This is a genomic window from Aeromonas sp. 602658 (genome assembly GCF_049173005.1).
GTDB lineage: Bacteria > Pseudomonadota > Gammaproteobacteria > Enterobacterales > Aeromonadaceae > Aeromonas > Aeromonas veronii_A.
Genome location: NZ_JAAKRF010000011.1, coordinates 89470 through 114958, shown reverse-complemented (window position 1 = coordinate 114958; position 25489 = coordinate 89470). Strand labels below are relative to the sequence as shown.

The 25489-nt window shown below is 60.4% G+C and carries 21 protein-coding genes and 3 tRNA genes; 12 read left to right on the top strand and 12 right to left on the bottom strand.

What is annotated here, in order from left to right; all coding sequences use genetic code 11:
* The first annotated feature begins 1 nt into the window (after position 1).
* The 3 genes from G5253_RS10805 to G5253_RS10795 all read left to right on the top strand — a co-directional run bounded on the left by G5253_RS10805 (position 2) and on the right by G5253_RS10795 (position 282).
* Positions 2–77, top strand: a tRNA-Val gene (locus tag G5253_RS10805).
* Positions 78–114: 37 nt separating this feature from the next.
* Positions 115–190: transfer RNA gene (locus tag G5253_RS10800), tRNA-Lys, on the top strand.
* A 16-nt stretch (positions 191–206) separates the two neighbouring features.
* Positions 207–282, top strand: a tRNA-Val gene (locus G5253_RS10795).
* Positions 283–603: 321 nt separating this feature from the next.
* Here G5253_RS10795 and G5253_RS10790 read toward each other — a convergent pair.
* Complete coding sequence (locus G5253_RS10790; RefSeq protein WP_266135418.1) at positions 604–1917, bottom strand: sodium-dependent transporter; 1314 nt, start codon at positions 1915–1917, stop codon at positions 604–606.
* Between the two features lie 432 nt (positions 1918–2349).
* Between G5253_RS10790 and G5253_RS10785 the strand changes: the two genes are divergently transcribed.
* Positions 2350–3069, top strand: coding sequence for a substrate-binding periplasmic protein (locus G5253_RS10785; protein ID WP_047439628.1), 720 nt, complete (start codon positions 2350–2352; stop codon positions 3067–3069).
* 3 nt (positions 3070–3072) lie between these two features.
* Here G5253_RS10785 and G5253_RS10780 read toward each other — a convergent pair whose 3' ends face one another.
* Together G5253_RS10780 and G5253_RS10775 are read right to left on the bottom strand one after the other, a co-directional pair.
* Positions 3073–4386, bottom strand: coding sequence for a sodium-dependent transporter (locus tag G5253_RS10780; RefSeq protein ID WP_005335722.1), 1314 nt, complete (start codon positions 4384–4386; stop codon positions 3073–3075).
* 210 nt (positions 4387–4596) lie between these two features.
* On the bottom strand, positions 4597–5436 hold the full coding sequence (locus G5253_RS10775) for an isopenicillin N synthase family dioxygenase (RefSeq protein WP_266135419.1): 840 nt from the start codon (positions 5434–5436) through the stop codon (positions 4597–4599).
* A gap of 206 nt (positions 5437–5642) precedes the next feature.
* Here G5253_RS10775 and G5253_RS10770 point away from each other — a divergent pair, with 206 nt between their 5' ends.
* Positions 5643–6206 carry a DUF2799 domain-containing protein gene (locus G5253_RS10770; RefSeq protein WP_118854584.1) on the top strand — a complete coding sequence of 188 codons (564 nt, stop codon included), beginning with the start codon at positions 5643–5645 and terminating at the stop codon, positions 6204–6206.
* A 51-nt stretch (positions 6207–6257) separates the two neighbouring features.
* Here the strand turns inward: G5253_RS10770 and G5253_RS10765 are convergent, their stop codons facing one another.
* Both G5253_RS10765 and G5253_RS10760 read right to left on the bottom strand, forming a co-directional pair.
* Positions 6258–7076 (bottom strand): Cof-type HAD-IIB family hydrolase, encoded by an 819-nt coding sequence (locus G5253_RS10765; RefSeq protein WP_266135420.1) that lies wholly within the window; start codon positions 7074–7076, stop codon positions 6258–6260.
* Positions 7077–7186: 110 nt separating this feature from the next.
* Positions 7187–8416: an MFS transporter gene (locus G5253_RS10760; protein WP_266135421.1), complete on the bottom strand. Its 1230-nt coding sequence runs from the start codon at positions 8414–8416 to the stop codon at positions 7187–7189.
* A 106-nt stretch (positions 8417–8522) separates the two neighbouring features.
* Here G5253_RS10760 and G5253_RS10755 point away from each other — a divergent pair, with 106 nt between their 5' ends.
* Together G5253_RS10755 and G5253_RS10750 are read left to right on the top strand one after the other, a co-directional pair.
* Positions 8523–9146, top strand: coding sequence for a helix-turn-helix transcriptional regulator (locus G5253_RS10755; RefSeq protein WP_266135422.1), 624 nt, complete (start codon positions 8523–8525; stop codon positions 9144–9146).
* 311 nt (positions 9147–9457) lie between these two features.
* The gene (locus G5253_RS10750) at positions 9458–9934 is read left to right on the top strand and encodes an Lrp/AsnC family transcriptional regulator (RefSeq protein WP_005304871.1); all 477 of its coding nucleotides are present in this window, start codon (positions 9458–9460) and stop codon (positions 9932–9934) included.
* A 131-nt stretch (positions 9935–10065) separates the two neighbouring features.
* Here G5253_RS10750 and G5253_RS10745 read toward each other — a convergent pair whose 3' ends face one another.
* Both G5253_RS10745 and G5253_RS10740 read right to left on the bottom strand, forming a co-directional pair.
* On the bottom strand, positions 10066–10383 hold the full coding sequence (locus G5253_RS10745) for a hypothetical protein (protein WP_266135423.1): 318 nt from the start codon (positions 10381–10383) through the stop codon (positions 10066–10068).
* 145 nt (positions 10384–10528) lie between these two features.
* Entirely contained in the window at positions 10529–10756 is a 228-nt protein-coding gene (locus tag G5253_RS10740; protein WP_216952052.1) for a hypothetical protein, read from the bottom strand.
* 206 nt (positions 10757–10962) lie between these two features.
* Between G5253_RS10740 and G5253_RS10735 the strand changes: the two genes are divergently transcribed.
* Together G5253_RS10735 and chrA are read left to right on the top strand one after the other, a co-directional pair.
* Positions 10963–11409 carry a nucleotide triphosphate diphosphatase NUDT15 gene (locus tag G5253_RS10735; protein WP_266135424.1) on the top strand — a complete coding sequence of 149 codons (447 nt, stop codon included), beginning with the start codon at positions 10963–10965 and terminating at the stop codon, positions 11407–11409.
* A gap of 82 nt (positions 11410–11491) precedes the next feature.
* Positions 11492–12643, top strand: a complete 1152-nt coding sequence (gene chrA / locus G5253_RS10730; protein WP_421203286.1) for a chromate efflux transporter — start codon at positions 11492–11494, stop codon at positions 12641–12643.
* A 73-nt stretch (positions 12644–12716) separates the two neighbouring features.
* Here the strand turns inward: chrA and msrB are convergent, their stop codons facing one another.
* The 4 genes from msrB to malQ all read right to left on the bottom strand — a co-directional run bounded on the left by msrB (position 12717) and on the right by malQ (position 19777).
* A complete protein-coding gene (msrB, locus tag G5253_RS10725) occupies positions 12717–13103 on the bottom strand; it encodes a peptide-methionine (R)-S-oxide reductase MsrB (RefSeq protein ID WP_040068248.1) in 387 nt (128 codons plus the stop codon).
* A 68-nt stretch (positions 13104–13171) separates the two neighbouring features.
* Positions 13172–15328, bottom strand: a complete 2157-nt coding sequence (gene glgX / locus G5253_RS10720; protein ID WP_266135426.1) for a glycogen debranching protein GlgX — start codon at positions 15326–15328, stop codon at positions 13172–13174.
* Positions 15328–17505, bottom strand: coding sequence for a 1,4-alpha-glucan branching protein GlgB (gene glgB, locus G5253_RS10715; protein WP_266135427.1), 2178 nt, complete (start codon positions 17503–17505; stop codon positions 15328–15330). Before glgB ends, glgX begins: the two co-directional genes overlap by 1 nt.
* Before the next feature lie 82 nt (positions 17506–17587).
* Complete coding sequence (gene malQ, locus G5253_RS10710; RefSeq protein ID WP_266135428.1) at positions 17588–19777, bottom strand: 4-alpha-glucanotransferase; 2190 nt, start codon at positions 19775–19777, stop codon at positions 17588–17590.
* A gap of 348 nt (positions 19778–20125) precedes the next feature.
* On the opposite strand from malQ, the gene gap reads away from it, so the two are divergent.
* Both gap and G5253_RS10700 read left to right on the top strand, forming a co-directional pair.
* The gene (gap, locus tag G5253_RS10705) at positions 20126–21121 is read left to right on the top strand and encodes a type I glyceraldehyde-3-phosphate dehydrogenase (RefSeq protein ID WP_005335708.1); all 996 of its coding nucleotides are present in this window, start codon (positions 20126–20128) and stop codon (positions 21119–21121) included.
* A gap of 86 nt (positions 21122–21207) precedes the next feature.
* A complete protein-coding gene (locus G5253_RS10700; RefSeq protein WP_266135429.1) occupies positions 21208–22074 on the top strand; it encodes a D-hexose-6-phosphate mutarotase in 867 nt (288 codons plus the stop codon).
* A 70-nt stretch (positions 22075–22144) separates the two neighbouring features.
* Here the strand turns inward: G5253_RS10700 and nadA are convergent, their stop codons facing one another.
* Positions 22145–23218, bottom strand: coding sequence for a quinolinate synthase NadA (gene nadA, locus G5253_RS10695; RefSeq protein ID WP_201938717.1), 1074 nt, complete (start codon positions 23216–23218; stop codon positions 22145–22147).
* Positions 23219–23357: 139 nt separating this feature from the next.
* On the opposite strand from nadA, the gene G5253_RS10690 reads away from it, so the two are divergent.
* Positions 23358–25463 carry a methyl-accepting chemotaxis protein gene (locus G5253_RS10690; protein ID WP_266135430.1) on the top strand — a complete coding sequence of 702 codons (2106 nt, stop codon included), beginning with the start codon at positions 23358–23360 and terminating at the stop codon, positions 25461–25463.
* Positions 25464–25489: the final 26 nt, after the last annotated feature.

Sequence of the window (25489 nt, the reverse complement as noted above, 5' to 3'; positions counted from 1 at the left end):
AGGTCGTTTAGCTCAGCTGGGAGAGCACCTCCCTTACAAGGAGGGGGTCACTGGTTCGATCCCAGTAACGACCACCATATTTGCAGTAAAAAGTTTAAAAAAAATGATTTAGATGGGTCGTTAGCTCAGTCGGTAGAGCAGTTGACTTTTAATCAATTGGTCGCTGGTTCGAATCCAGCACGACCCACCATCATTTCAGAATCCCAGGTCGTTTAGCTCAGCTGGGAGAGCACCTCCCTTACAAGGAGGGGGTCACTGGTTCGATCCCAGTAACGACCACCATATTCGCAAGCGAGGCTGATATATCAGCTGCGGTTGCAGAGAACGTCCCCACTCAGATGGGGATTTTTTTTGCCCGCAATTCAGTACTTCAACTTCTTCTGTTGCCGGTGTGGCGAGCCGAGCACCACCTCTTATAGTGTGCCACTCTGCCACTCTGCCACTCTGCCACTCTGTCATTTCGCACATCCTCTACTCTGCTCTGCCGAGATTGCCAGACTGCACTCCTATCCATCGTGATGCTGCTCATATGAACGCCTGTTAAAGCAAACGCCAGCAATAAAAAGGGCAGGCCAAGGCCTGCCCGCAAAGATGCGCAAGGTGCTACATGATCCCGCGGATCAGGATCCCGCTGATCAGCAGCGGCGCCACCACGCGCCAGCACCAGAGCAGCGCCAGACGCAGGGCGGGTGACAGGCCTACAGGGAGAATGGCATCACCCAGGCGCCAGCCCAGCAGCAGGGTCAGTACCAGACCAAACAGCGGCATCATCAGGTTGGAGGTGAGATAGTCGAGCAGCTCGAAGATGGTCTTGCCAAACAGGGTCAGATCGCTCCATGGGCCGAACGACAGGCTCACCGGAATGCCGGAGGCCATGATGAGAAGAGTCAGTACCCTGCAGGCGCCACGACGCGACCAACCCCACTCCTCGGTAGTGAAGCGCACCAGATGCTCCAGCATGGAGATGGAGGAGGAGAGCGCGGCGACCAGCAGCAACAGGAAGAAGATCACCCCCAGCCCCTGACCGAACGGCAGATGACTGAACACGGCAGGCATGGTCATAAAGGTGAGCCCTGGGCCCGCGGTGGGATCGATGCCGGTGGAGGCCAGCGCCGGGAAGATCATCAAGCCCGCCAGCACCGAGATAAGGCTGGCCAGGGTAACGACCCAGACCCCGGAGCGCAGCACACCTTCGCTATTGGGCAGGTAGGCGCCATAGGTGGTATGTACGCCGAGTCCGATGGAGAGGGAGAAGAAGGCCAGCCCCAGCGCGTCCAGCACGCTCTGGCCGGTCAGCATGGAGAAGTCCGGCAGCAGCAGCTGGCGCACACCCGCCATGGAGCCCGGCATGGAGAGACCGACCCCCACCAGCAGCAACATCATGATGAAGAGCGCGGGCATCATCCAGCGCAGTGCCCGCTCCACCCCTTTCTGAATACCCCCCTGCACGAACCACCAGGTCAGGCCTGCGAAGATCAGATGGGTCAGCACCGGCCACCAGGGGTTGCTGACATAGCCGTTGAACAGGGCGGTGAGGGCGCTTCCTTCGCTCAGATTGAGCTTGCCAGCCATCGCCAGCGCGGCGTAACCCACGGTCCAGCCGCCCACCACGCTGTAGAAGCTGTAGATAAAGAAGCCGCAGGCGATCCCCATATACCCCATCCAGCGCCAGTTCGGCCCCACCAGTTTGCGGAAAGCGCCGAGCACCCCGCGCTGGCTATTGCTGCCGAGCAGGGTTTCGCCGACCTGTACCGCTACCCCCAGGGTGAAGCTGAACAGCAGAAAAACCAGCAGGAAGGCGCCACCGCCATTGGTGGCGGTCACATAGGGAAACTTCCAGATGGCACCAAGGCCAATCGCTGTGCCTGCTGCGGCCAGCACATGACCGAGACGGGAAGACCACTGAACCTGGCTCATACAACCTCCGGGTAACACGACATCGAAGCAATACTCCTGAGTAGCAATAAACGACAGACCATAAAAAAGGCCGCCTGAGGCGACCTTTGCAATGAACATTCAGAAAAACTGTGCGTGCAAGGTCACCTCTCTTGCGAGCTAAAAAATCGACCAAACAGCACGAGGATGGCAGACATGAGGTGGCAACCTGACCAATGAATGAGGGAACAGCCTAAACCATGGAAAGAATAATTGACACATAAAATCAAAAATTTTTTATGTGTGCCGCTGTCATCACTCTGACTGTACGTACAACTCAATGGGGGAGAACCTCGCAGGGCCGTATCTTTTCTACCTTGCGGCTATTTACTGGGCGATAATCGACGTAGCTTCTTCTGGAACTAGTGACTGCTACATGGCGCTGACGGGAACAACGATGAGACAGGATGTCGTATGAGATGGATGGTGTTGCCCTGGTTACTGATCAGCCTGAGTGTGTCGGCGCAGCCCGGATTAACCCTGCTGAGTCACGACTTACCCCCCTTTACCGAATACCACGACGGCAAGCTCGACGGATTTGCCATTCGCCTGATCGATGAGGTGCAGGAGGAGCTTGGCACCCGTTATCCGGTGCGGATTTACCCGCTCAAGCGGGCGCTGGCGCTGGCACGGGTCGAGCCCGGCTATGGACTGTTCGTGGTACAGCGGCTCCCGGAGCGGGAGTCCCATTTCAAATGGGTTGGCCCGCTCTTTATCAATCGGGTCTTTATCTATCAGGCGCCGGATAGTCGCCACCCGCTGACCTCGCTGGCGCAGCTGCGAGATCTGCCCAGAGTGGGGGTCGTGCTGGGCAATGCCGATGACGTGCGGCTGACCCATGAGGGCTACACCAATCTGGTGCGCTACAAGACGGTCGGGGAGGCGATAGAGCGGCTGATGCTGGGCAAGATCGATGCTTTGCCGATGGCGGAGCTGGTGATGGAGGCCACCCTCGACAAGATGGGGTTATCCCGGCGCAGCATTGTCAGCAGTGGGGTACTGCTCCATCAGGCCGGTCTCTATATCGTCTTCTCCAAGGGAACGGATGATGCCGAGATCACCCGTTGGCAGCATGCCCTGGAGGCCGTCAGAGCCGCCCAGGGGCGGGCCGATGAGCCCACCCGCGAAGAGTAACCGTCACACCAGACCGCGAATCAAGATCCCGCCGATCAGCAAGGGGGCAATCCAGCGCCAGCAGTTCATCAGCAGGTGATGCCAATGGCTGGCAATCCCCTGCGGCAGCGCCTTGCGTCCCAGCTTCCAGCCCAGCAGCAGCGTCAGCATCAGGCCGAACAGCGGCATCATCAGGTTGGAGGTGACAAAGTCCAGCAGCTCGAAGATGGTTTTGCCAAACAGGGTGGCGTGTTGCAACGGGCCAAACGACAGGCTGACCGGAACACCGCTAACCATGACGAATCCAGTGATGGCGCTGCAGGCCGTGCGGCGTGACCAGCCCCAGGTCTCGCACAGGAAGCACTGCAAATGCTCCAGCAGGGAGATGGCCGAGGAGAGCGCCGCAAAGACCAGCAGGGCGAAGAAGATCACCTCAAGCACCTGACCGAAGGGCAGCAGCTGAAATACCGCCGGCATGGTCATAAAGGTGAGACCGGGGCCGGAGGCCGGGTCGATACCGGTCGAGGCCAGCACCGGGAATATCATCAAACCCGCCAGTACCGCTACCATGCTGGCCAGCAGCACCACCCAGAGGCTGGAGCGACCAACCCCTTCGCTGGTCGGCAGATAGGCGCCGTAGGTGGTGTGGATGCCTAGACCGATGGAGAGGGAGAAGAAGGCCAGCCCCATGGCATCGAGCACGCCGGACATCCCCAGCTTGCTGAAGTCGGGCATCAGGAAGTGACGTACTCCCGCCATCGCATTGGGCAGGGTGAGGCCAAAGGCGACCAGCATCAGGATCATCAGGAACAGGGCCGGCATCATCCATCGCAGGGTGCGCTCCACCCCTTTCTGAATGCCGCCTTGCACCACCATCCAGGTGAGGGCGGCAAACAGCAGATGGGTGAGAATGGGCCAGACGTCGCCGCTGACATAGTCATTGAAGCGGGCGGTGAGGGCCGCCGCATCACCGTGATTGAGCTGGCCTGAGATGGCCATGCCGGTATAACCCAGGGTCCAGCCGCCCACCACGCTGTAGAAGCAGTAGATGAGCAGGGTAGAGATCACCCCCATTACCCCAACCCAGCGCCACTGTTTGCCGAGCAGATCGGAGAAGGCACCCACTACCCCGCGGCGACTCATGCTGCCGAGCAGGGTCTCCCCCATCAGTACCGCCACCCCCAGGGTGAAGCTGAACAGCAGAAAGACCAGCAGGAAGGCGCCGCCGCCGTTGACGGCGGTGACATAGGGGAATTTCCAGATTGCGCCGATACCGACCGCGGATCCCGCTGCGGCGAGGATGTAGCCGAGTCGGGATGACCATTGGGACTGCTTCATAAGAACTCCAATCGAGCGCCCCTTGGCAGGGCAGAATGGCGCTCATGTTACGGAGGTCACGGCGCAATCACTACGACGGTTATCAGGTATAAATGCGTTTTATTGGCACGATTGGCTAATTTAATTCTGTTTTTTGCCCAATCCTGCCACCAAATAAAAACCGGAGCGAGATTGCTCCGGTTTGGTCTCTGACAACTGCTCGTCGGCGGACTAGATCACCCCGAGCTCCCGCAGCCGCTCCATCAGGTAGCTGTGGGCGGTATGACGCTCGGAGAGCACCACATCTGGGCGCGGGTGGAGGAACAGCGGCAGGGAGATGCGTGACTTGGCGGCGCTGCCACCGGTCGGGTTGATGACGCGGTGAGTGGTGGAGGGGTAGTAGCCGCGAGAGGCCTCCTGCAGCATGTCACCGATGTTGATGATGAGGGTGCCAAAGTCGCACGGCACGTCCATCCACTCGCCGTCGGAACCCTTCACCTGCAGCCCCGGCTCGTTGGCGGCGGGCAGAATGGTGAGCAGGTTGATATCCTCGTGGGCGGCGGCGCGGATGGCGCCCGGCTCCTCGGTGCCATCGAACGGCGGGTAGTGCAGCACCCGCAGCAGGGTCTTCTGGCTCTCTTCTATCATCGAGGAGAGGAGGCAGCTGTAGTGAGCGGCGATATCGGCCGGGGTGTACTGCTCGACCCAGCCCAGCAGCTCGGCGGCCAGACCGTTGGCCAGACGATAGTACTCCATCGCCTGCTCCTTCAGTTCTTCCGGCATCTGGCCCCAGGGGTAGATGTGGAAGTACTCCTTGATGTCTTTCTGGCTATGGCCCTTGGCCACCTCGGAGACCGACGGCGGGAAGTAGCCATCCTGAGTCTCGCGGTTGAACAGGAAATCCTGCTTCTGCTCGCTCATGAAGAAGCGATACCAGTTGTCGTAGATGGACTGCACCAGCTCTTTCGGAATGGGGTGGTTGGTCAACACGCCAAAGCCGGTGGTTCGCAGGGATTCGGTGAAGCGTTGGGCCGCATCGGGTGAGCGGTAATCGACGGTCAGGACTTTCATTGTTTTTGTTGCGCGCCAGTTAAAAGATGGCGCAGTTTACCTTGCGCCTGATAACAAGGAAAGCGGGTTGGCCGCCCGTCTGGCACGGCGTTGAATAGTGACAAAAACATCAAATAAACCGCACCAGACCGCACGGGAGCGCATCCCTTGTTATGGCCTTTTATCCTCTCTAGAATGCCGCTCACTATCTTTTCCGGAGTCTGTTCATGTCCCCCAAAATCCTGTTGCTGACCCTGCCGGTATTGCTGGCGGGATGCAGTGCCCTGTCAGAAGATGAGTGCCGCACCATGAGTTGGTACAACCTGGGTTATCAGGATGGATCGGAAGGCAAAACCCGTCAGGCGACCCGCGATTACGTTTCGTCTTGCAGCGAATATGGCCTTCGGGTGGATGAGGCCGAGTGGAAACGGGGCTACGACAAGGGGCTGGAGCTCTACTGCATTCCCGAGCTGGCTTACAGCAAGGGCAAGGAGGGGCAGGCTTATCTGGGGGTATGCCCCAATGACGCCAGCTTCCTCAAGCAGTATCAGCGTGGCTACGAAGAGTACAAACTGGCTGCTCGCCTGCGGGAGATCAGCGACGAGCTGGAGCGTACCGAGCGGGATATCGATACGCTGGAGCGCAGCATCCGCAACGAAACCAACACGGAACAGCGCGACTACTACCGCGCCAAGCGCGATCGGGCCATTCGCCACTACGAATCCTTGCGCCGGGAGTATAACCGTCTGCGTTATCCGGATCGGGTGATCCAGTTCTCCTTCGGCGGTTAATCCCTCTCTTCATGGCCAGCCCGTGTGCTGGCCATGTTGCATCTTGTCAGCTCAGGGCAGAACCCAGCGCTGCAGCGCCAGTGCGATACCATCTTCGTTGTGGTCGGCCGTGACCCGATGGGCATGGCTCTGGAGCTGCGGGGCCGCATTGCCCATGGCCACCGCCAGCCCAACTTGCTCGAACATGCTGATGTCGTTGTTGTTGTCACCAAACGCTACCACCTGCTCCATTGCAATCCCTTCACTGGCGGCCCACTGGGCCAGCCGGTTGCCCTTGCTGCAACCGGGCTGTACCAGCTCCACCGCATAGGGGGCAGCCCAGTCACGGGTAAAGGGCATCTGTTCGACCACCTCGCCCATAAAGGTGTGCAGGCGTGCCGGATCCTGATTGAACAGCTCCAGCTTCCAGACCGGGTTGTCGAGCCAGCCTGCAAGCTCCTCGACCGGGTGGAGGGCGATCTTGAGGTGGTCCGGCTGATTGGCCGACCAATGGCGGATGCGGGTGACATGCTCTTCGCAGCCGATGTAGCCGATCCCCTCGCTCAGGTGGAACAGAGCGCCCATCTGCTGCGCCTCGACCGCGGCCAGCAGCTCGGTAAGCGGGGCGGCCGCCAGCGGGTCGCCGCTGAGGATCCGGTTCTGCACCGGATCATAGAGATAGGCGCCATTGCTGCAGATGAGGGGGGTATCGAGGGCCAGCTCGTGGTGGAAGGGGCGTGCCGTCATGTAGTGGCGCCCCGTGACCAGCAGCACCTTGATGCCGTGGGCGCGGGCCTGCGCCAGGGCTGCCCGGGTGGCCGACGAGATCTTGTGATCCCGGGTCAGCAGGGTGCCATCCATATCGAGCGCGATGGCCTTGTACTCACTCATAGCTCCTCCAGCATCGAACAAATCCGCAAAGAGCCTTACCGTCCCAGACCCGGCGCCCCGATGCAAGTCTTGCCCGCGGCCGAAGCACCGAACTGTGATCCCTTCGTGGCTCAGGTGCAGTTGGCCAGCTGTTGACGACGGTCGGCACGGCGGCGCAGCAGATAGAAACCGGCGGCACTGGCAAGGGAGCAGAGGGTGGCGAGATAGAAGGGCCACTCGGTACCGGCCAGCAGCACCAGACTGCCGAGCAGCACCGCCAGGATCTCGCTGCCCACGGCGAGGGCGCGGTAGAGCCCCATCGCCTGCCCCTGCTGCTCCGGGTGACTGCGGTTGGAGATCGCCACCGAAGTGGCCAGCTCCCCCAGACTCATGCCGATGCCAGCGGGAACGAAGGTAAGCGCCAGTCCCCACCAGTGCACGGGCAGGATAAAGAGCAGCATGCCGCTCGCCATCACCAGATGGCCGACAATGCCGAGGGAGCTGCCGCGCCAGTGACGGGCGATGCGGGATCCGAGCCAGGAGCCCGCCATCATGGGCAGACTCACCAGCACCGCCGCCTGCGCCAGCTGGGCCGGATCCCACGCCAGCCGCTCCACCAGCCAGATATTGAAGTAGGTGAAATAGAGCTGCACGGCGCCATAGCTGATCAGGGTGAGCGCGAAGTAGGGGAGCAGGGCCGGTTGCAGCAGCAACTGGCGGCTGGAGATGGTCGCTGCCTGACGGGTGGCCGCCACCGGCGGACGATAGGGGATCAGCCAGAGCACCAGCAGCAGGTTGAGCAGGGTCATTCCTACCGCCAGCCAGGCGGCCAGACTGTAATCCCCCGAGATCACCGCGGCGTAGCCCCCGATCATCGGCCCCACTACCCAGCCCAGATTCATGCCGATGTTGATCCAGGCGAAGCTGCGGGCCTTGTGCTCCTTGCCGGCGAGATCTGCCGCCATCGCCTGCACGATGGCGATGTTGCCGTTGCACAGCCCCTCCACAATCCGGCTGAGCAGTAACAGGGGGAGGGAGCGCCAGGCGATACCGAGTGCCATCAGGGCATAGCCTGCCAGTACCCCCGCCAGCGAGAGCAACAGCAGTGGCTTGCGGCCATAGCGGTCGGAGAGGCGACCGAGCCAGGGGCTGCCCACCAGCTGGAACAGGGGGTAGAGCCCCATGATGACCCCCAGCCACACCTTGCGGCTCCAGTCGGAGGCTTCCGGCGTCAGCATGCCGTGGGCCGGATCCAGCAGCAAGGGTGCCAACACCGGGGAGGGGAGACTGAAACCTGCAACTGCCAGCGTGACCGTCATGACCAGCACCCAGAGGGGATTTTTGTGCTGTTGTTTCGCCATGTTGCATCCATTAAGTAAAGTAATTTGTTTATTTATTCTGGGTGGTAATCGGCATTAAGTAAAGTGAATTGTTGATTTAATAAAGGGGTCTCCCCATAATGGGGTCATGAACGCAAGCACCGACAAGATCCTGTTTCTGCTCAAGAGCCATGGCCCGCAGAGCGCCGCCGCGCTGGGGGAGCAGTTGCAGATGACCTCCATGGGCGCCCGCCAGCACCTGCTCGCACTGGAGCAGGAGGGGTGGGTCACATTCAGCGACGAGGCGCGGGGGCGCGGTCGTCCCGTGCGACAGTGGCAGCTTACCGAGCAGGCCTGGCAGCGCTTCCCCGATACCCACAGCGACCTGACCGTGCAGTTGATTGACAACGTGCGCGAGCTGTTTGGCGAGGAGGGGATGGAGCGGCTGATCCTGCAGCGGGAGCAGCAGATGCTGGCGCGCTATCAGCAGACGCTGGGCAACAAGGGGTTATCCGGTCGGCTGGAGGCGCTCAGGGAGCTGCGCAGCCGCGAAGGCTACATGGCGGAGATCCGCCGTGAGGAGGATGGCAGCTGGCTGCTGTGGGAGAGCCACTGTCCCATCTGTGCGGCGGCGCGCACCTGCCGCGGTTTCTGTCGCAGCGAACTGGCGCTGTTTCGCCAGCTGCTGGCGCCAGCGACGGTGGAACGGGAGCAATATCTGCTGGAGGGGGCGCATCGCTGCCTCTATCGCATCACGCCGCCCGCGCTCTGATTGCGCCAAACGCCCAAAAACAACAAAGCAGGCGCCGGGATGCCTGCTTTGTTGCCTTCGGGGAGGGGGTTCTCTCGTTCCAGCCCGTCGTTTCCCGATAAGGTAAGACGGCTGATGGGGCTCTTGACCCGGTAAGGTCCTTCACCGCAGAGACCCGGTCAGGTATCTGCTTTGCCACCGGAAGATGTAACCATAGTATCCCTCCCGTGCCGGTGAGTGGTTGCAAAGTAACCACTTATTTCGGTTGTTTTTGCAATAGTTCACCCTTAATCTAGGAAAAGTGGATTAGTCATTGCAACGAGGAAGGGTAAATGCTGAAACTTGATCGCATAGACAGACATATTCTCGAGCTGATGCAGGAGAATGGCCGCATCAGCAATCTGGAACTGGCCGAGCTGGTCGGGCTCTCGCCGTCCCCCTGCTCCCGCCGGGTCAAGGCGCTGGAGGATGCCGGTCTCATCGACACCCACGTTACTCTGCTCAACGCCCGCCAGCTTGGCCTCACCCTCACCGCCTACATTCACATTTCCATGGACAGACATACGCCCGAGCGGTTCGAAAACTTCGATCGCGCCATCAGCGAACTGCCCGAAGTGCTGGAGTGTGATCTCATCACCGGTAATGATGCCGACTACCAGCTCAAGGTGGTGGTGCGCGACATGGAGCACTATCAGCACTTCCTGCTGGACAAGCTGACCCATATTCCGGGGGTGACCGGGGTGCGCTCCAGCTTCGTGCTGCGCCGCATCAAGCACAAGACGGCGCTGCCGCTCAACCATCTGGGTTGAGCCCGCGCAAACCGCTCATAGAAACAGAAAGAGGAGGCCAGTGGCCTCCTCTTTTGCTATTCGCTTTTGGTTATTCGGTCGTGGTTACCGGGTCTGGATTAGCTGTCGCGGTGACGGGGCGACTGCCGCTGTCAGACGCTGACCTGGCTGATGTCTTCCACCTGCAGCAGCCAGCCGCTCTGCTCCTGCTGCGGTTCGCCGCTGACTCGCAGCCGCTCGCCGGTCGGCACCCATTGCCCCTCGGGCAGGGAGACCAGCAGGCTCTCGCTGCCGTTATCGAACAGCCAGCGATCTTTGCCAAGCGATTCAATCAGATAACCTTCCATCTCCACTCTGGACTCGGCTTGCCAGGATGGCGCAACGGAATCACGGCTCTCGATGAAATCCCCCTGAACACCAAAACTGGCTAGCCCCCACAGAATGGAGAGCCCGACGATGGATGTTTGCATCTTGTCTCTCCTCTTTTGGAACTGTAGGGCCAGTATGGGAACAGAAAACTGAGCGCACCATGAACAAGGTGGCAAAGTGCTGGCGAGATCGCGAAAAAATCCGGCCAATTGGCCGGCAGTGTCATTTTATGGTGTCTAGATCACACTATTTGGCGGCTTCTTCTGCCATCCGTTCCTCTCTTGGCTTATTCGTCCACATGGCTACCCCACGATGATCCCCACAGATCCCCTCTGCCACCACGGCGCGAACCCGGGTGCCATCTTTGCAAATGGCCTGCCAGGCGTCGGCATCATCGATGGCGAGCGAGTTGGGGGGCGGCGTGGTTTGGCAAGCCGTGAGCAGCAGGGCGCACAGGGGGAGCAATTTTTTCATGGCGGACTCCTCGAGGTAATGGGGGACTGAGAGGATGGGGATGACCTCTCCATCCGGGCTTCACTCCCCAGCATCAGTGATAACCGGTTCAGAGGCAAGGGGAGGAGTCACCGACAGGCGCAGGTGCCGTGCAGCCGGGGCTTGCCCTGTGCCCTCCTTGGGCCTAAGGTGGGGCCGTTTTACTGCCTGATTGAAGGAGCGTTTTCATGTCCACTCTCTATCCCCGCGTCGGGGTCGGCGTCATCCTGACCAACGCCCAAGGCCAGGTACTGCTTGGCAAACGCAAAGGGAGCCATGCCCCCTACTGGTCGATCCCGGGTGGTCATCTGGAATTGGGGGAGAGCTTCGAGTCGGCGGCGATCCGCGAGGTGGCCGAGGAGATCGGACTTGAGATCCAAGGGCCCGAGGTGGTGGCGGTGACCAACAATCTGGAGACCTGGCGCGAGAGCGGGCTGCACTATATCTCGGTGACGCTGCACGCCCGGGCCGATGGTGAGCCGCAGCTGCTGGAGCCGGAGAAGTGCGAAGGCTGGGTCTGGTGCGATCCGCGCGCGTTGCCCGAGCCCCACTTCGATGCCAGCCGTCAGTCCATCGCCTGCTGGCTGGCGAGACGCTGCTATCTGCCGAGTGATGTGCCCATGGTGTCGGCCTAATCAGTCTGATTGTCATAAAACGATCATCGCGCTGTCATAATATCTCCTCTCCATCGGGAGAAGAGGGATGAGGGAGAAGAGCGTGGGACAGGTATTTATTCAGTTTTTATGGCTGGGATGCATCAGCTTTGGTGGTCCGGCCGCTCATATCGGCTATTTCCAGCGTACCTTCGTCCAGCGGCTCGGCTGGCTGACACAGGCCGAATTTGCCCGCTTGCTGGCGCTGTGCCAACTGCTGCCGGGGCCCGCCTCCAGCCAGCTTGGTTTCGCCATCGGTCGTCATCGCGCCGGTCTGGGCGGGGCGCTCTCTGCTTTTATTGGCTTCACGCTGCCCTCATTTCTTCTGCTACTGGCGGCTGCGATCGGCATCGGCCAGCTGGGCAGCAATCTGTGGCTCGATGCGGCGCTGCATGGCCTTAAACTGCTGGCGCTTATCGTGGTGGCCGATGCGGTGCTCACCATGAGTCGTCAGTTCTGTGCCACGGGAATGACCCAAGGGATTATGGTGGTGACCGCTGCTGCACTCTGGTGGCAGCCCAGTCTGCTGACTCAACTGTTGATGCTGGCGGGAGCGGCGCTGATCTGCGCCCGCAGCCAGCGCGGGGCGGGCAGTGTGCCAGCCTCCGCCGAGCTGCCTTCTGCCGCCAGCAGTCAGCCTCATTGGCCGACCCTGCTGCTGTTTGGCATCTTTTTTATCGGCCTGCCGCTGCTCGGTAGTCCGCTTGGCCAGCTGGTTGCCGACTTCTATCGCGCCGGTAGTCTGGTGTTTGGCGGTGGCCATGTGGTGTTGCCGCTGCTGCAAGAGAGCGTGGGACATACTCTCAACGAGCAGCAGTTTCTGACCGGTTACAGCCTGGCCCAGTTGGTGCCGGGCCCCATGTTTACCCTCGCCACCTATCTTGGTGCCCAGTTGCAGCCCGAGATGCCGATGATCGGGGCCCTGTTGGCGACCCTGGCGCTCTTTGCTCCCGGCTTTCTGCTGCTCTGGGCGGTGGGCCCCTGCTGGCAACAGTGGCTGGCCCGGCCCCGTCTGGCGGGGGCCGTCACCGGCATCAATGCTGCCGTAGTGGGCTTGTTGCTGGCGGCCCTCTATCAGCCGGTGTGGCAGAGTGCGGTGCTGGCGCCGAGCGATCTGGCGCTGGTTGCCATCGGCTTTTATCTGCTGCGGGTGTTGAAGTTGCCGGTGCCGGCCATCGCGGCCCTGTTGGTGATGGCTGCTAGCCTGCTGGCGTGAAGCCGGTGAAATCCTTATAAAAAACGGCGCCTCCGTGATGGAGGCGCCGTTTTTATTGCAATGGGTCAGCCGCTTAAGCGTCGGGATCGAAATCCAGACTCAGGCTGTTGACGCAGTAGCGCTGGCCGGTCTCGGTCGGTCCGTCGGGGAAGACGTGACCGAGGTGAGAGCCGCACTGGCGGCAGGTGATCTCCACTCGCTTCATGCCGTGGCTGTTGTCCTCGGTGTACTCCACCGTCCCCTCGATGGCCTTGTCGAACGAGGGCCAGCCGCAGCCGGAATCAAACTTGGCTCCTGAGTGAAACAGCACACTCTTGCAGCAGACACAGAGGTAGTCGCCGCTCTTGCGATTGTGGAGCAGGGCACCGCTGTAGGGGCGCTCGGTGCCCTTCTCCCAGCAGACGTGAAACTGCTCGGCGGTCAGTTTGCTGCGCCACTGTTCCGGATTGTTACTGCTCATACCGACTCCTTGCCATCCATACCGGAGCCCAGCATAGCGGCTCCGTAAAGCTGACTCCAGCATGCCTGTTATGGTTTGCCCGGATCTGTGATCGGAGTTTCAGCCATGTCCGCACTGGATGCCGGCAGCAGCGCCTGCTCCGGCGGCTGGGCATCCTCCGAGGTGCTGGCCAGCGCCACCCGCTCCAGCAGTTTGAGGGAGTGGGCCCGGCCGACTGCCACCTGCCGTTTGATGTCATCGGGCAGGAAGGGCAGCCCATCGTTGGTGGCGGTGTCGATAGTCTGGATCCACTCCAGCCCTTCCCCCGGAGGCGGCAGGCGGAACTGGATATCGTAGTCGCTGGCGTTGAACAACACGTACCAGCGCTCGCCAACACAGTTGATCATGCCGATATCCATGGCGAATGCCTGCCCCATGGGGGCGTGCCAATCCTGATCGGTGAGCTGGTGGCCGTCCGGGTGATACCAGTTGACCTGATGGCAGCTGGACGGGGTGCCATTCCAACTGTCGTCGCTCAGTTGCAGGTTGGAGAAGACGCAGGACTCCGCCCGCAGCGCCATCATCTGCTGGGTGAAGGCGAACAGCCGCTCATCCTCCGGTCGCCACTGCCAGTTGACCCAGCTGATCTGGTTGTCCTGACAGTAGGCGTTGTTGTTGCCAAGCTGGCTGCGGCCCATCTCGTCGCCGGCGAGGAAGTGGGGAGTGCCTTGGGAGAGCAGCAGAGTGGCAATCAGATTGCGCTTCTGCTGCTGGCGCAGGCTGTTGACCCGCGGATCCAGGGTCGGCCCCTCTACCCCGTGGTTATAGGAGAGGTTGTTGCCGTGGCCGTCCCGATTGTCTTCACCGTTTGCCTGATTGTGGCGCTGGTTGTAGGAGACCAGATCCTCCAGGGTGAAACCGTCGTGATAGCAGAGGTAGTTGACGCTGGTGTGGGGGGAGCGCCAGTTCTTCGGGAAGATATCCCGCGACCCCACCAGACGGGTGGCAAAGTCCCCCATCTTGCCCGCATCACCGCGCCAGAAGGCGCGCACCGTGTCGCGGTAGCGGTCGTTGATCTCCTGCCACTGGCTCGGGAATTGACCCAGCCGGTAGCCGAAGGGGCCGATATCCCAGGGTTCGGCGATGAGCTTGACCTGTGACAGCACAGGGTCGGCCATCACGGCCTTGAAGAAGGCGCCCATGGGCTCGAACTCTCCCGCTTCCCGCGCCAGTGTCACCGCCAGATCGAAACGGAAGCCATCCACCTGCATCTCGGTGACCCAGTAGCGCAGGGCATCGAGCACCAGCCGCAGGGTATTGGGGTGATCCAGATTGACGCTGTTGCCACAACCGGTCACGTTGGCGTGACGGGTGTAGTCCGGGCCGTGGGGGCCCGCTTCGAAGGAGTAGTAACCGGCGTTGTCAAAGCCCTTGAACGAGAGGGTTGGGCCGTCGAAGCCCGAGGCGGCAGTGTGGTTGTAGACCACATCCAGAATCACCTCGAGCCCGGCCCGGTGCAGTTCGCGCACCATGGTCTTGAACTCGGTCACCGCCTCGTCTGCTCGGGTGCTGTAGCGCGGCTCCGGGGCGAAGAAGGCGATGGGGTTGTAGCCCCAGTAGTTGGTCAGTCCCAGCTGCTCCAGTCGCGGTTCCGACATGAAGGCGGCCACCGGCATCAGCTGCACTGAGGTGATCCCCAGACTCTTCATATGCTCGATGATCAGCGGATGGCTGATGCCAAGGTAGGTGCCTTGCAGCTCCTTGGGGATCCCAGGGTGCTGCTTGGTAAAGCCCTTGACGTGGGTCTCGTAGATAATAGTGCGGGCCGGACTGATCCCGGGTTTGCCAACCCCTTGCCAGTCAAAACTGTCATCCACTACCACCGACTTGGCAATCATCCCGGCACTGTCACCCTGATAGAGGGCTTCATCCCAGTAGGTGGGACGACTGAGCGCCTTGGCGTAAGGGTCGATGAGCAGTTTTTGCGGATCGAACAGCATCCCCTCCTGCGGGGTGCCATAGACCCGATAGCCGTAGCGCTGACCGGCCTTTACACCGCGCACGTAGCCAAAGCGATATTGGCCACGGCGGCCGGGCAACTCCAGCCGCATCAGCTCCTGCTCCTGCTCGTCGTACAGGCAGATCTCCACCTTGTCCGACTGGGGGGCCCAGACGCAGAAGTGGCAACCGTTCTCGTCAAGGCGGGCCCCCAGCGGGTGGCCCACCCCTTTTTCCATTACAAGCATCAAGACTCCTGTTTGATAAACAAGGTCGCCAGCGGCGGCAGATCCAGCACTATGCTGTGCGCCATCCCCTGCCAGGGGGTCGGCTCGGCAGCGAACACCAGACCTACATCATAGTTACTGCCCCAGTAATACTCGCTGTCGGTGTTGAGCACCACCCGATAGTGGCCCGCCGCAGGGACGCCGATCCGATATTCGAGACGGGGCACCGGGGTGAAGTTGCAAGCCACCACAATAGTCTGCTTGCCCTCTTTGTCCGCCCGCAGCCAGGCAAAGATGCTGTTGTCGGCATCGTTATGATCCAGCCAGCGGAAGCCGGTCTGCTCATAATCGGCCTGATACAAGGCAGGCTCATGACGGTAGAGGTGGTTGAGATCGTGGATCAGCCGCTGCTGACCGGCATGCTTGGGATATTGCAGCAGATGCCATGGCAGCTGGGCATCGTGGTTCCACTCGTTGCTCTGGGCGATCTCGGTGCCCATGAAGTTGAGCTTCTTGCCCGGGTGGGCGTACATGAAGCCCATGTAGGCTCGCAGGTTGGCGGCTTGCTGCCACTCGTCGCCCGGCATCTTGTAGAGCATGGAGTGCTTGCCGTGCACCACCTCGTCGTGGGAGAGCGATAGGATGAAGTTCTCGTCATAGTGGTAAACCATGGAGAAGGTCATGTCGTTGTGGTGGTAGCGGCGGTGGATCGGCTCTTTCTGCATGTAGGTTAGGGTGTCGTGCATCCAGCCCATATTCCACTTGAAGCCAAAGCCGAGGCCGCCGAGGAAGGTGGGGCGGGAGACACCGGCAAAGGCGGTGGACTCTTCGGCTATGGTCATGGCGTGGGGATACTTGCCGTAGACCTCCTCGTTGGTCCACTTGAGCAGGCTGATCGCCTCGTAGTTGTGGTTGCCGCCATCGACGTTCGGTACCCACTCACCGGCGTTGCGGGAGTAGTCCAGATAGAGCATGGAGGCGACTGCATCCACCCGCAGGCCGTCGATGTGAAACTTGTCGAGCCAGAACAGGGCGCTCGCCACCAGGAACTGGCGCACTGTGTCGCGGCCAAAGTCGTAGATGTAGGAGTTCCAGTCCGGGTGCCAGCCACGGCGCGGATCTTCATATTCGTAGAGCGGGGTGCCATCGAAACGGGCCAGGCCGTGGGCATCGGACGGGAAGTGGGCGGGCACCCAGTCCAGAATGATGCCGATCCCGGCCTGGTGGCACTGGTCGACGAAGTATTTGAAATCATCTGCGGTGCCGTAGCGGCTGGTGGGGGAGAACATGCCCACCGGCTGGTAGCCCCAGGAGCCGCTGAAGGGGTGCTCGGAGACCGGCAGCAGCTCGATGTGGGTGTACTCCATCTCCTTGACGTAGGCGACCAGCTCCACTGCCAGCTCGCGCCAGCTCAGGCTGTCGCCGTTGGGGTGGCGCTTCCAGGAGCCGACGTGCAGCTCATAGATGGAGAGCGGCTGCTCGCGTTTGTCGTTGTGCTGGTTGGCAATCCACTCGGCATCCTGCCACTGGTACTGGGCGTGGTCATAGACCACGGAGGCGAATGACGGATACTGCTCGCAATAGAAGCCGACAGGATCGCTCTTGTGGGGCAGCCGGTTGCCCAGGGGGTCCTTGAGCTCGAACTTGTAGCGATCCCCGGCCTTGAGGCCCGGCACAAACAGCACCCAGTGACCGCACAGGCTGCGCTGCATCGGGTGGCGGCGGCCATCCCAGAAGTTGAAATCGCCGATGAGGCTCACGGCGGTGGCGCTCGGCGCATAGACCGCAAAACGCACCCCTTCCACCTGCTGGCCAAGATGCTCCACGGTGCGCAGCTGGGCGCCAAGGGTGTGGTAGAGGTTTTCCGGCTGGGCGGTCAGTTCGGCCAGGCCTGCCCAGGCGGCATCCTGAAACTGATAGGGGTCGATGACCTCGGTGGTGGCATCTTGGTAGCTGGCGATCAGCTGATAGGGGAAGGAGTTTTTGCGGCGGGTGAAAACAGTTTCAAAAAGACCCGATTCATCGGTGGGCGCCAGGGTGGCAACGACTTTGCCCGACTTGAGATCCTTGACGCGAACTTCGAGGGCATCAGGCAACCAGGCGGTCAGTTTGAGGCCGGGCCCATCCGGATTGGCCTGCAGGCCTAAGTGAGAGAAGGGATCGGAACAGCGGGCAGCAACCAAACGTTCAACGAGCATCGAGATTTCCTTTCATGACAGAGCATCCACTCCGGCCGAAGCCGGAGTGGATTTAGGTGAGAGCGCTGTGGGAGACAGCGTCTCAACGACTGGCCTCATCACGGGCTTGGCTCATCTTGCCAGCCAGTGCCTTGAGTGCCTCATTGGCAAAAATATCTTCCAGATCAGCGGAAAGCTTGCGGCGCCAGTTGGGGTATTCGTAACTGGTGCCCGGTACGTTGACCGGCTTGTCCATCTCCAGCCAGTCTTCCAGCTGGGTACTGAACAGGGCGCAGCTGCCGCGGGACATGTGGATCTGCAGACCGTGGTTGAGTTCGGTGTTCATGCCGACCCAGTTGACGTCATGACTGATGTTGTCAGAGATGACCTTGTGGGCATGCAGGCTGTCGAGGATCCGCTGTTTGGCCTGGTGACGATCAGCATACAGAGTCTTCAATACATCTTCATCCGGATACAGACCCAGTTGACGGCCGAGCGCCAAGTCATCGCAGTGCCAGAAGCCTTTGAGGGTCGGCATGTCGTGGGTGGTCAGGGCCGACATCGCCTGCTCGGTGTAGTGCGCCGGGGAGATAAAGCCACCATCTTCCTTGGAGCGTTCGAAGAAGAACACCTTGTAGGAGTGAACGCCGTTCTCTTTCAGGGTCACGTCGATCCCCTCCGGCACGGTGCCCAGATCCTCGCCGATCAGTAGGCACTGATTGCGGTGGGATTCGAGTGCCAGAATACCCAGCAGATCGTTGACCGGATAGTAGATGTAGGCGCCCTTGGCGGCAGACGCTCCGGGCGGTACCCACCACAGGCGCAGCAAGGCCATCACGTGGTCGATGCGCAGTGCGCCGCAGGAGCGCATGTTGGCACGGAACAAGTCCACCATCGGCTGATAGGCCGCTTCAAACAGCTTGTTCGGGTTCATCGGGGGCAGGCCCCAGTTCTGACCAAGCGGGCCGAGGATATCGGGCGGCGCACCGACCGAGGCTTTCGGGCAGTAGAGATCCTGGTTGGCCCAGATCTCGGTGGAGCCTTCGGAGACGCCCACCGCCAGATCCCGATAGATCCCCATCACCATGCCGGCAGCCTTGGCGCGGGCATCGGCTTGCGCCAGTTGTTCGTCAGCCAGGAACTGCAGATAGAGGTAGAAGTTGACATCTTGCGGGTGCTCGGCCATCCAGGCGGCAACGGCAGGGTTGTGGTAATCGCGCAGCTCCTGCGGCCATACCGGCCAGCCCCAGGCATTTTCGCCTTTGGCATAGAAGTGGGCCTGCAGGGCATCAAATGCTGCCTGCTGTTGCAGGCTGTCGCCACCGGCGGCCACGAAGGCATCAAAGGCGGCCTGACGCTCGACACTCAGGGTGGCTTCGTCGAACACCTGACGCAGCATGCCGAGTTTGGTCTGGAGCACGCCGGTGTAATCGACGTTCTCTTTGACGCGCAGATCGGCCAGATGTTGCTGGAAGGCAGGGCTTGCCACTTCCGCTTTCAGGCGATCGCTCTGCTGGAATTCGGGCACCGCTTCCACATTGATATAGGCCACGTTGAGCCAGCGACGGGAAGAGGGGCTGTAGGGACTGGCGCTCTCCGGATTGGCCGGATAGAGGGCGTGGATAGGGTTGAGGCCGACGAAGTGGGCACCCCAGGCGGCCGCTTTCTCGACCAGCTGGCCCAGATCGCTGAAATCACCGATACCCCAGTTGTGGCGGCTGCGCAGGCAGTAGAGCTGCACGCTCGGGCCCCATACCTTGCGGCCATCGGCAATCGGCGCCTGCTTGTAGCAGGCCTTGGGGGCAACGATGAGGCGCATGGTGGCCAACGGCTCGTCATTGCCCTCTTCCAGCAGCACCAGCTGGTGATAACCCAGCTCCGGGGCCATATCCAGAGTGACGCGATAGGCCTGGCACTCCATCTCTTCAAATTCGGCCACGCCGACCAGCTCACCCTCGATGGGGGTGAATTGACCGGACAGCACTGCACCCTGCTCCTGCTGGAGCTGCCAGGTGAGGGCGTCGTTGACGAATTCGATGGGGAGGCGAACCTCAAGGGTAACGGCGTCGCCGGTGCGAACCACCATCACAGGATCCAGCGCCCGCAGCCAGTGCTGGCGATGCTCCTCTTCCAGCTGCTGCACCAGTGCGGCCTCGTCATCGACGCGGTAGCCCATGGCGCCCAGCATGGCGGCCTTACTCTCTTCTGATACCTGGGCCGGGTGGCCCCAGGCATCGACATACTCGCTGGCGATACCTTTTGCGGCAGCCAGCTGTTCAATCAGGGTGGTCATAGTTTGAGAATTCCCGCTGTGGATTCTATCTATACTATTTTGTTTGATTTTTATGGGGTGGTACTTGAACAGTGGCTCTATGGGCCATGCTAAACCGCGCACATTTTTACATATCTCTGTGAATGGTTGTGTGACCGAGTAGGCACTATTGTTGATATCTGCGCGATGCCACGATCTGGCACTTTTTTCGTCAAAACGTGGTAATCAGTTACATAAACAGAAAATTAATTTCACAGTTTTTCATGATATAGCGCAATTTCAGACAGAATGTTGGTTGACTCACCGGAGAGTTCTAGTAAATTTACAAGCGGAATTTTCTTTGACTACTGAACAGTTAGGTAACTAAATATGACTATCAAAGTAGGTATTAACGGTTTTGGCCGTATCGGTCGTTTCGTATTCCGTCTGGCTTGCGAGCGTGCAGACATCGAAGTTGTTGGTATCAACGACCTGATCGATGTTGACTACATGGCTTACATGCTGAAGTACGATTCAACTCACGGTCGTTTCAACGGTACCGTTGAAGTTAAAGACGGCAACCTGGTTGTAAACGGCAAAACCGTACGTGTTACCGCTGAGCGTGACCCGGCCAACCTGAAGTGGGGCGAAATCGGTGTTGACGTTGTTGCTGAAGCTACCGGTCTGTTCCTGACCGACGAGACTGCTCGTAAGCACATCGCTGCTGGTGCCAAGAAAGTTGTTCTGACTGGCCCGTCCAAAGACGCCACCCCGATGTTCGTAATGGGTGTTAACGACTCTACCTACGCTGGCCAGGACATCGTTTCCAACGCTTCCTGCACCACCAACTGCCTGGCACCGATCGCCAAGGTTCTGAACGATACCTTCGGTATCGAGTCTGGCCTGATGACCACCGTTCACGCTACCACTGCTACCCAGAAGACCGTTGATGGTCCGTCTGCCAAAGACTGGCGCGGTGGCCGCGGTGCGGCTCAGAACATCATCCCGTCCTCTACCGGTGCTGCCAAAGCTGTTGGCGTAGTTATCCCGGAACTGAAAGGCCTGCTGACCGGTATGGCTTTCCGTGTTCCGACTCCGGACGTGTCTGTTGTTGACCTGACCGTTAACCTGAAGAAAGCTGCCACCTACGCAGAAATCTGCGAAGCGATGAAAGCTGCTTCCGAAGGCGCTATGAAAGGCGTTCTGGGCTACACCGAAGACGAAGTTGTATCTACCGACTTCCTGGGTGAGCGTCAGACCTCCGTATTCGACGCCAAGGCTGGTATCCAGCTGAACGACAAATTCGTTAAAGTTGTATCCTGGTACGACAACGAAATGGGCTACTCCAGCAAAGTTCTGGATCTGATCGCTCACATCTCCAAGTAATTTGGGATGCGCAATCGCGTAGCTTGAAAAAGGCGGCCATTGGCCGCCTTTTTGTTTTTCGGTTTCCCCTGATGACAGGAGTCCACATGCAATCCATTCGTCCCCTGACAGCCAATTGTAAGCTTGCCAACAATGCGGCCGGTCTGCCGGTTCTCACCATCAACAACGACTATGCCAAGGCCGAGATCAGCCTGTTTGGCGCCCATGTGCTGAGCTATCAGCGTCATGGCGAGCCGGCCTCCATCTGGCTGAGTGACAAAGCGGTGCTGGATGGCAGCAAGCCTGTTCGCGGTGGTATCCCGATCTGCTGGCCCTGGTTTGGCCCGGCGCCCGCCCGCGTCGGTAGCGGCAAGCCCTCCCACGGTTTTGCCCGTACCACCCTCTGGATGCTGGACGGGGTCTCCGATCACGCTGATGGCACGCTTGTTCATCTTTCCCTGCGCGACAGCGAGGCAACCCGCGCCCTGTGGGATCACCCCTTCGAACTGGAGCTGGACGTGCTGGTGGGCAAAGAGCTTTCGCTGGTGCTGACCACTCGCAACACAGGTGCCCAGCCGCTGACTTATAGCGGTGCGCTGCATACCTATTTGCAAATCAGTGCGCCGGAAGCGGTGAGCGTCACCGGCCTGGGCGAGCCCTATGCCGACAAGCTGACCGGGCAGGATGCCAAGCAGCAGGGTGCATTGACCCTGAGCGGGCCGCTGGATCGGGTCTACTGGCAGCCAGAGGCGCTGGTGAGCGTGCAGGATGGTGAGCGCGAGACCCGGGTTGTCAGTGGCAACCACGACTGCGTGGTGGTCTGGACCCCCTGGCTGGAAGGGGCTACCGCCATGGCCGACATGAGCGACGATGGCTATCGCACCATGCTCTGCGTCGAAGCGGCCATCGCCGGTGAGGCGGGTGTGACCGTTGCGCCGGATGAAGAGCACAGCCTCTCCACTGTGATCATCTGAGCAGGATGAGTTTCAGATAAATAAAGAGGGCTCCCACGGGAGCCCTCTTTGCATCTGGTGACGGCGGCAATCAGGCGTTGCCCTGGGTCTTGAGCTTGAGTTCGGCGGCGAAATTGAGCATGCGATCGAGGGGGATCAAGGCTTTGACCCGCAGATCTTCATCGACATGGATCTCGTGGCGCTCGGCACCGTCGGTGAGCGCCTCCTTGATCGCCACCAGACCGTTCATCGCCATCCAGGGGCAGTGGGCGCAACTGCGGCAGGTGGCACCATCGCCACCGGTCGGTGCTTCCACCATCTCTTTCTCCGGACAGGCCTGCTGCATCTTGTAGAAGATGCCCCGATCGGTCGCCACGATCAGCTTCTGCTGGGGCAGCTCTTTGGCCGCCTTGATCAGCTGACTGGTGGAGCCCACCGCATCGGCCAGCTCGATCACCGAGGCGGGGGATTCCGGATGAACCAGCACGGCGGCGTCCGGATTCTGCTCTTTCAGCTCGCGCAGGGCACGGGCCTTGAACTCGTCGTGGACGATGCAGTGGCCCTGCCAGCGCAGCATCTGCGCCCCGGTCTTCTTCTCGATATAGGCACCCAGATGGCGATCCGGGCCCCAGATGATCTTGTGACCCAGACCGTCGAGGTGCTCGACGATCTCGAGCGCGATGCTGGAGGTCACCACCCAGTCAGCCCGTGCTTTGACGGCGGCCGAGGTATTGGCATAGACCACCACGGTATGGTCGGGATTGGCATCGCAGAAGGCGGAAAACTGCTCGATGGGACAGCCCAGATCGAGGGAGCATTCGGCCTCCAGAGTCGGCATCAGCACCCGTTTGTGGGGGCTCAGGATCTTGGAGGTCTCCCCCATGAAGCGCACCCCGGCGACGATCAGGGTCTGCGCCTCGTGATCGCGGCCAAAGCGGGCCATCTCCAGCGAGTCACCGACGAAACCGCCGGTGGCTTCGGCTAGCGCCTGGATCTCGGGATCCGTGTAGTAGTGGGCGACCAGTACCGCTTTGCGCTCCTTGAGTAGCGCCTTGATTTCTGTGGTCAAGGTCGTTCTCTGCTCGGCACTCAGGGGAAGAGGTTTGGCCGGAAAGGGGTAGTCCATCGCGACTACCGGCGGGACACTGCTCAGTGCATTGCTCATTGCGACTGTTCCATCAACGCTCGGGAAGGCCAAAATTATAACCAGAAGCCGGTGACAAACCCATCACAAATCCGGTGTGCTGCAAGTGGACGAATATACTCAACTTATTCGTTGTCATATTGCCATAAGGAGTTGTCGTATGAAGCAACGTTCCCTCAAGTTCAAGTTGTTGTCTCTGACCATGGGGCTGTTTCTGTTGACCGGGCTGGCCATGACCCTGTTGCAATCGGCTTCTTTCAGTTCCCTTCGCAATATGGTGATGACCCAGACCAGCGATGCACTGGAAGAGGAGGTCTCCCGCAGTCTGCAGTATCAGGCAGAGCGCTATGCCATCCAGATTGCTTCGCTGATGCAGAACTCCTACCAAATCCCCCTGACCGTGACCGCCCAGATTGAAGCAGCCATGGCCAAACCGGAACAGCGCTTGTCGCGGCCTCAAGTGGAGTCGTTGCTCGGCAGCAGCCTGCAGCAGGCGAGCGGGATCAGCTCCATCTATGCCCAGTTTGAACCGAACGGCTACGATGGCGAGGATGCCAACTGGGTGGCCGGAGCCAGCCACTCGGTGGCGGGCAAGGGGAGTCTGGAGGTCTATTTCACCAAGGATCAGGGAGGGGCCGTCGCCCAGCAAGCGGTGGACGCCGCCGCCAGCGAGGCCAAGTTTGATACCTCCCTCAACGAGTTCGGCATTCGCAACAGCGAGTGGTATCTCTGTGGTCGCGATACCCGTCAGCCCTGCCTGATGGAGCCTTACCTTTACGAAATCAGTCCGGGAAACAAGATGCTGATGACCAGTCTCACGGTGCCCGTGCTGCGTGACGGCAAGTTTGTCGGGCTGGCCGGGGTGGATATGAACCTGCCCATCTTCCAGCAACTGGCTGAAAACCTTGGCAAGAGCCTCTATGACAACAAGGCGGATGTGACCCTGGTCAGCAAGATGGGGCTGATTGTGGGCAGCAACCGCTATGCCGACAAGCTGGGCCGTCCACTCAAGGAGGTGGGCCTGACCCTGCCTGACGGTCGGCCGGTCAGCAGCGACAGTGACTTCATTCTTCATCAGCCCATTCGGGTTGAAGCAGCCAATACCCAGTGGTGGTTGATGATCAAGGTGCCCAAGGCGCTGGCGCTCGGCAAGGCGCACGCCATCAGCAATGAACTGGGCGCCCTGCTGGTGGATGGCCAGCGGCAGCAGATCATCGCCATGGGCGGTATCACCCTGCTGGTGCTGGGGCTGCTGGTCTGGTTTATCCAGACCATTACTGCGCCACTTTCTCTTATCAGCCGCCATGTGGGTCATCTCTCCAGCAACGAGGGTGACCTGACCCAGCAGATGGAGATCGACACCCATCAGGAGCTGATCGATCTGGGTTCTCAGCTCAATGCCTTCCTCGGCAAGCTGCGGGGCATGGTGCAAATGAGCAAGGGGATTGGCCAGCAGGTCTACCAGCAGGCGCGGGAGATGAAACATACCGCCGACACCATGCGCAACAGTCTGGACGAGCAGAATCTGGAGCTGGAGAGCGTGGTAAGCGCCATGCATCAGATGAGCACCACGGCAGTCAGCGTGGCGGGTTATGCCGAGCAGGCGGCGCAGGAGTCGGAAGCGGCGACTCACCACATCAATACCGCCCAGCAGACCCTCAGCAATGCCCGCAACGAGATCCATACTCTGGTCGGCGATATGCATGAGGCGGACAAGGCGGTGGCGCTGGTGGCCCAGCGCAGCACCAATATCAGCCGGATCCTCGATGTGATCCGCGCCATTGCCGAGCAGACCAATCTGCTGGCCCTCAACGCCGCCATCGAGGCAGCACGGGCAGGGGACATGGGCCGCGGCTTTGCAGTGGTGGCAGACGAGGTGCGGGCGCTGGCCAACAAGACTCGTGAATCGACCGACGAGATCGGCCAGCTGATTGGTAGCCTGCAGACCGAGGTGAGCAGCAGTCAGCGTCTGATGAATACCGGCATCGAGCGCTCCACCACCACGGTGCAGGGCACCGAGCAGGCGTTCGAGGCGCTCAATCGGGTGGTGGCCCAGATCCAGCAGATCCACGACCACATCAGTCAGGTCGCCACCGCCGCCGAGCAGCAGAGCGCCGTCAGTGACGATATCAACAAGAATTTGATGCGGATTGGTGATACCGCCAACGTGATTGGGCAGGAGGCCAGCTCCAGCCATCAACTGAGCGAGGCGCTGGAGCAAGCGGCCACGGCGCTGGCCAGTCAGCTCGATCGGCTGCGTACCTGAGTTGTTGCCAGAGAGACAAAAGCCCG

What these genes read in the sequence shown, in the direction of transcription:
- G5253_RS10745 (WP_266135423.1), bottom strand. Translation starts at nt 10,383, where the DNA reads ATGCAAACATCCATCGTCGGGCTCTCCATTCTGTGGGGGCTAGCCAGT.
- G5253_RS10780 (WP_005335722.1), bottom strand. Translation starts at nt 4,386, where the DNA reads ATGAAGCAGTCCCAATGGTCATCCCGACTCGGCTACATCCTCGCCGCA.
- G5253_RS10755 (WP_266135422.1), top strand. Translation starts at nt 8,523, where the DNA reads ATGAACGCAAGCACCGACAAGATCCTGTTTCTGCTCAAGAGCCATGGC.
- G5253_RS10760 (WP_266135421.1), bottom strand. Translation starts at nt 8,416, where the DNA reads ATGGCGAAACAACAGCACAAAAATCCCCTCTGGGTGCTGGTCATGACG.
- G5253_RS10735 (WP_266135424.1), top strand. Translation starts at nt 10,963, where the DNA reads ATGTCCACTCTCTATCCCCGCGTCGGGGTCGGCGTCATCCTGACCAAC.
- G5253_RS10690 (WP_266135430.1), top strand. Translation starts at nt 23,358, where the DNA reads ATGAAGCAACGTTCCCTCAAGTTCAAGTTGTTGTCTCTGACCATGGGG.
- G5253_RS10785 (WP_047439628.1), top strand. Translation starts at nt 2,350, where the DNA reads ATGAGATGGATGGTGTTGCCCTGGTTACTGATCAGCCTGAGTGTGTCG.
- G5253_RS10700 (WP_266135429.1), top strand. Translation starts at nt 21,208, where the DNA reads ATGCAATCCATTCGTCCCCTGACAGCCAATTGTAAGCTTGCCAACAAT.
- G5253_RS10775 (WP_266135419.1), bottom strand. Translation starts at nt 5,436, where the DNA reads ATGAAAGTCCTGACCGTCGATTACCGCTCACCCGATGCGGCCCAACGC.
- G5253_RS10790 (WP_266135418.1), bottom strand. Translation starts at nt 1,917, where the DNA reads ATGAGCCAGGTTCAGTGGTCTTCCCGTCTCGGTCATGTGCTGGCCGCA.
- gap (WP_005335708.1), top strand. Translation starts at nt 20,126, where the DNA reads ATGACTATCAAAGTAGGTATTAACGGTTTTGGCCGTATCGGTCGTTTC.
- glgB (WP_266135427.1), bottom strand. Translation starts at nt 17,505, where the DNA reads ATGCTCGTTGAACGTTTGGTTGCTGCCCGCTGTTCCGATCCCTTCTCT.
- G5253_RS10740 (WP_216952052.1), bottom strand. Translation starts at nt 10,756, where the DNA reads ATGAAAAAATTGCTCCCCCTGTGCGCCCTGCTGCTCACGGCTTGCCAA.
- nadA (WP_201938717.1), bottom strand. Translation starts at nt 23,218, where the DNA reads ATGAGCAATGCACTGAGCAGTGTCCCGCCGGTAGTCGCGATGGACTAC.
- G5253_RS10750 (WP_005304871.1), top strand. Translation starts at nt 9,458, where the DNA reads ATGCTGAAACTTGATCGCATAGACAGACATATTCTCGAGCTGATGCAG.
- glgX (WP_266135426.1), bottom strand. Translation starts at nt 15,328, where the DNA reads ATGCTTGTAATGGAAAAAGGGGTGGGCCACCCGCTGGGGGCCCGCCTT.
- msrB (WP_040068248.1), bottom strand. Translation starts at nt 13,103, where the DNA reads ATGAGCAGTAACAATCCGGAACAGTGGCGCAGCAAACTGACCGCCGAG.
- G5253_RS10765 (WP_266135420.1), bottom strand. Translation starts at nt 7,076, where the DNA reads ATGAGTGAGTACAAGGCCATCGCGCTCGATATGGATGGCACCCTGCTG.
- malQ (WP_266135428.1), bottom strand. Translation starts at nt 19,777, where the DNA reads ATGACCACCCTGATTGAACAGCTGGCTGCCGCAAAAGGTATCGCCAGC.
- G5253_RS10770 (WP_118854584.1), top strand. Translation starts at nt 5,643, where the DNA reads ATGTCCCCCAAAATCCTGTTGCTGACCCTGCCGGTATTGCTGGCGGGA.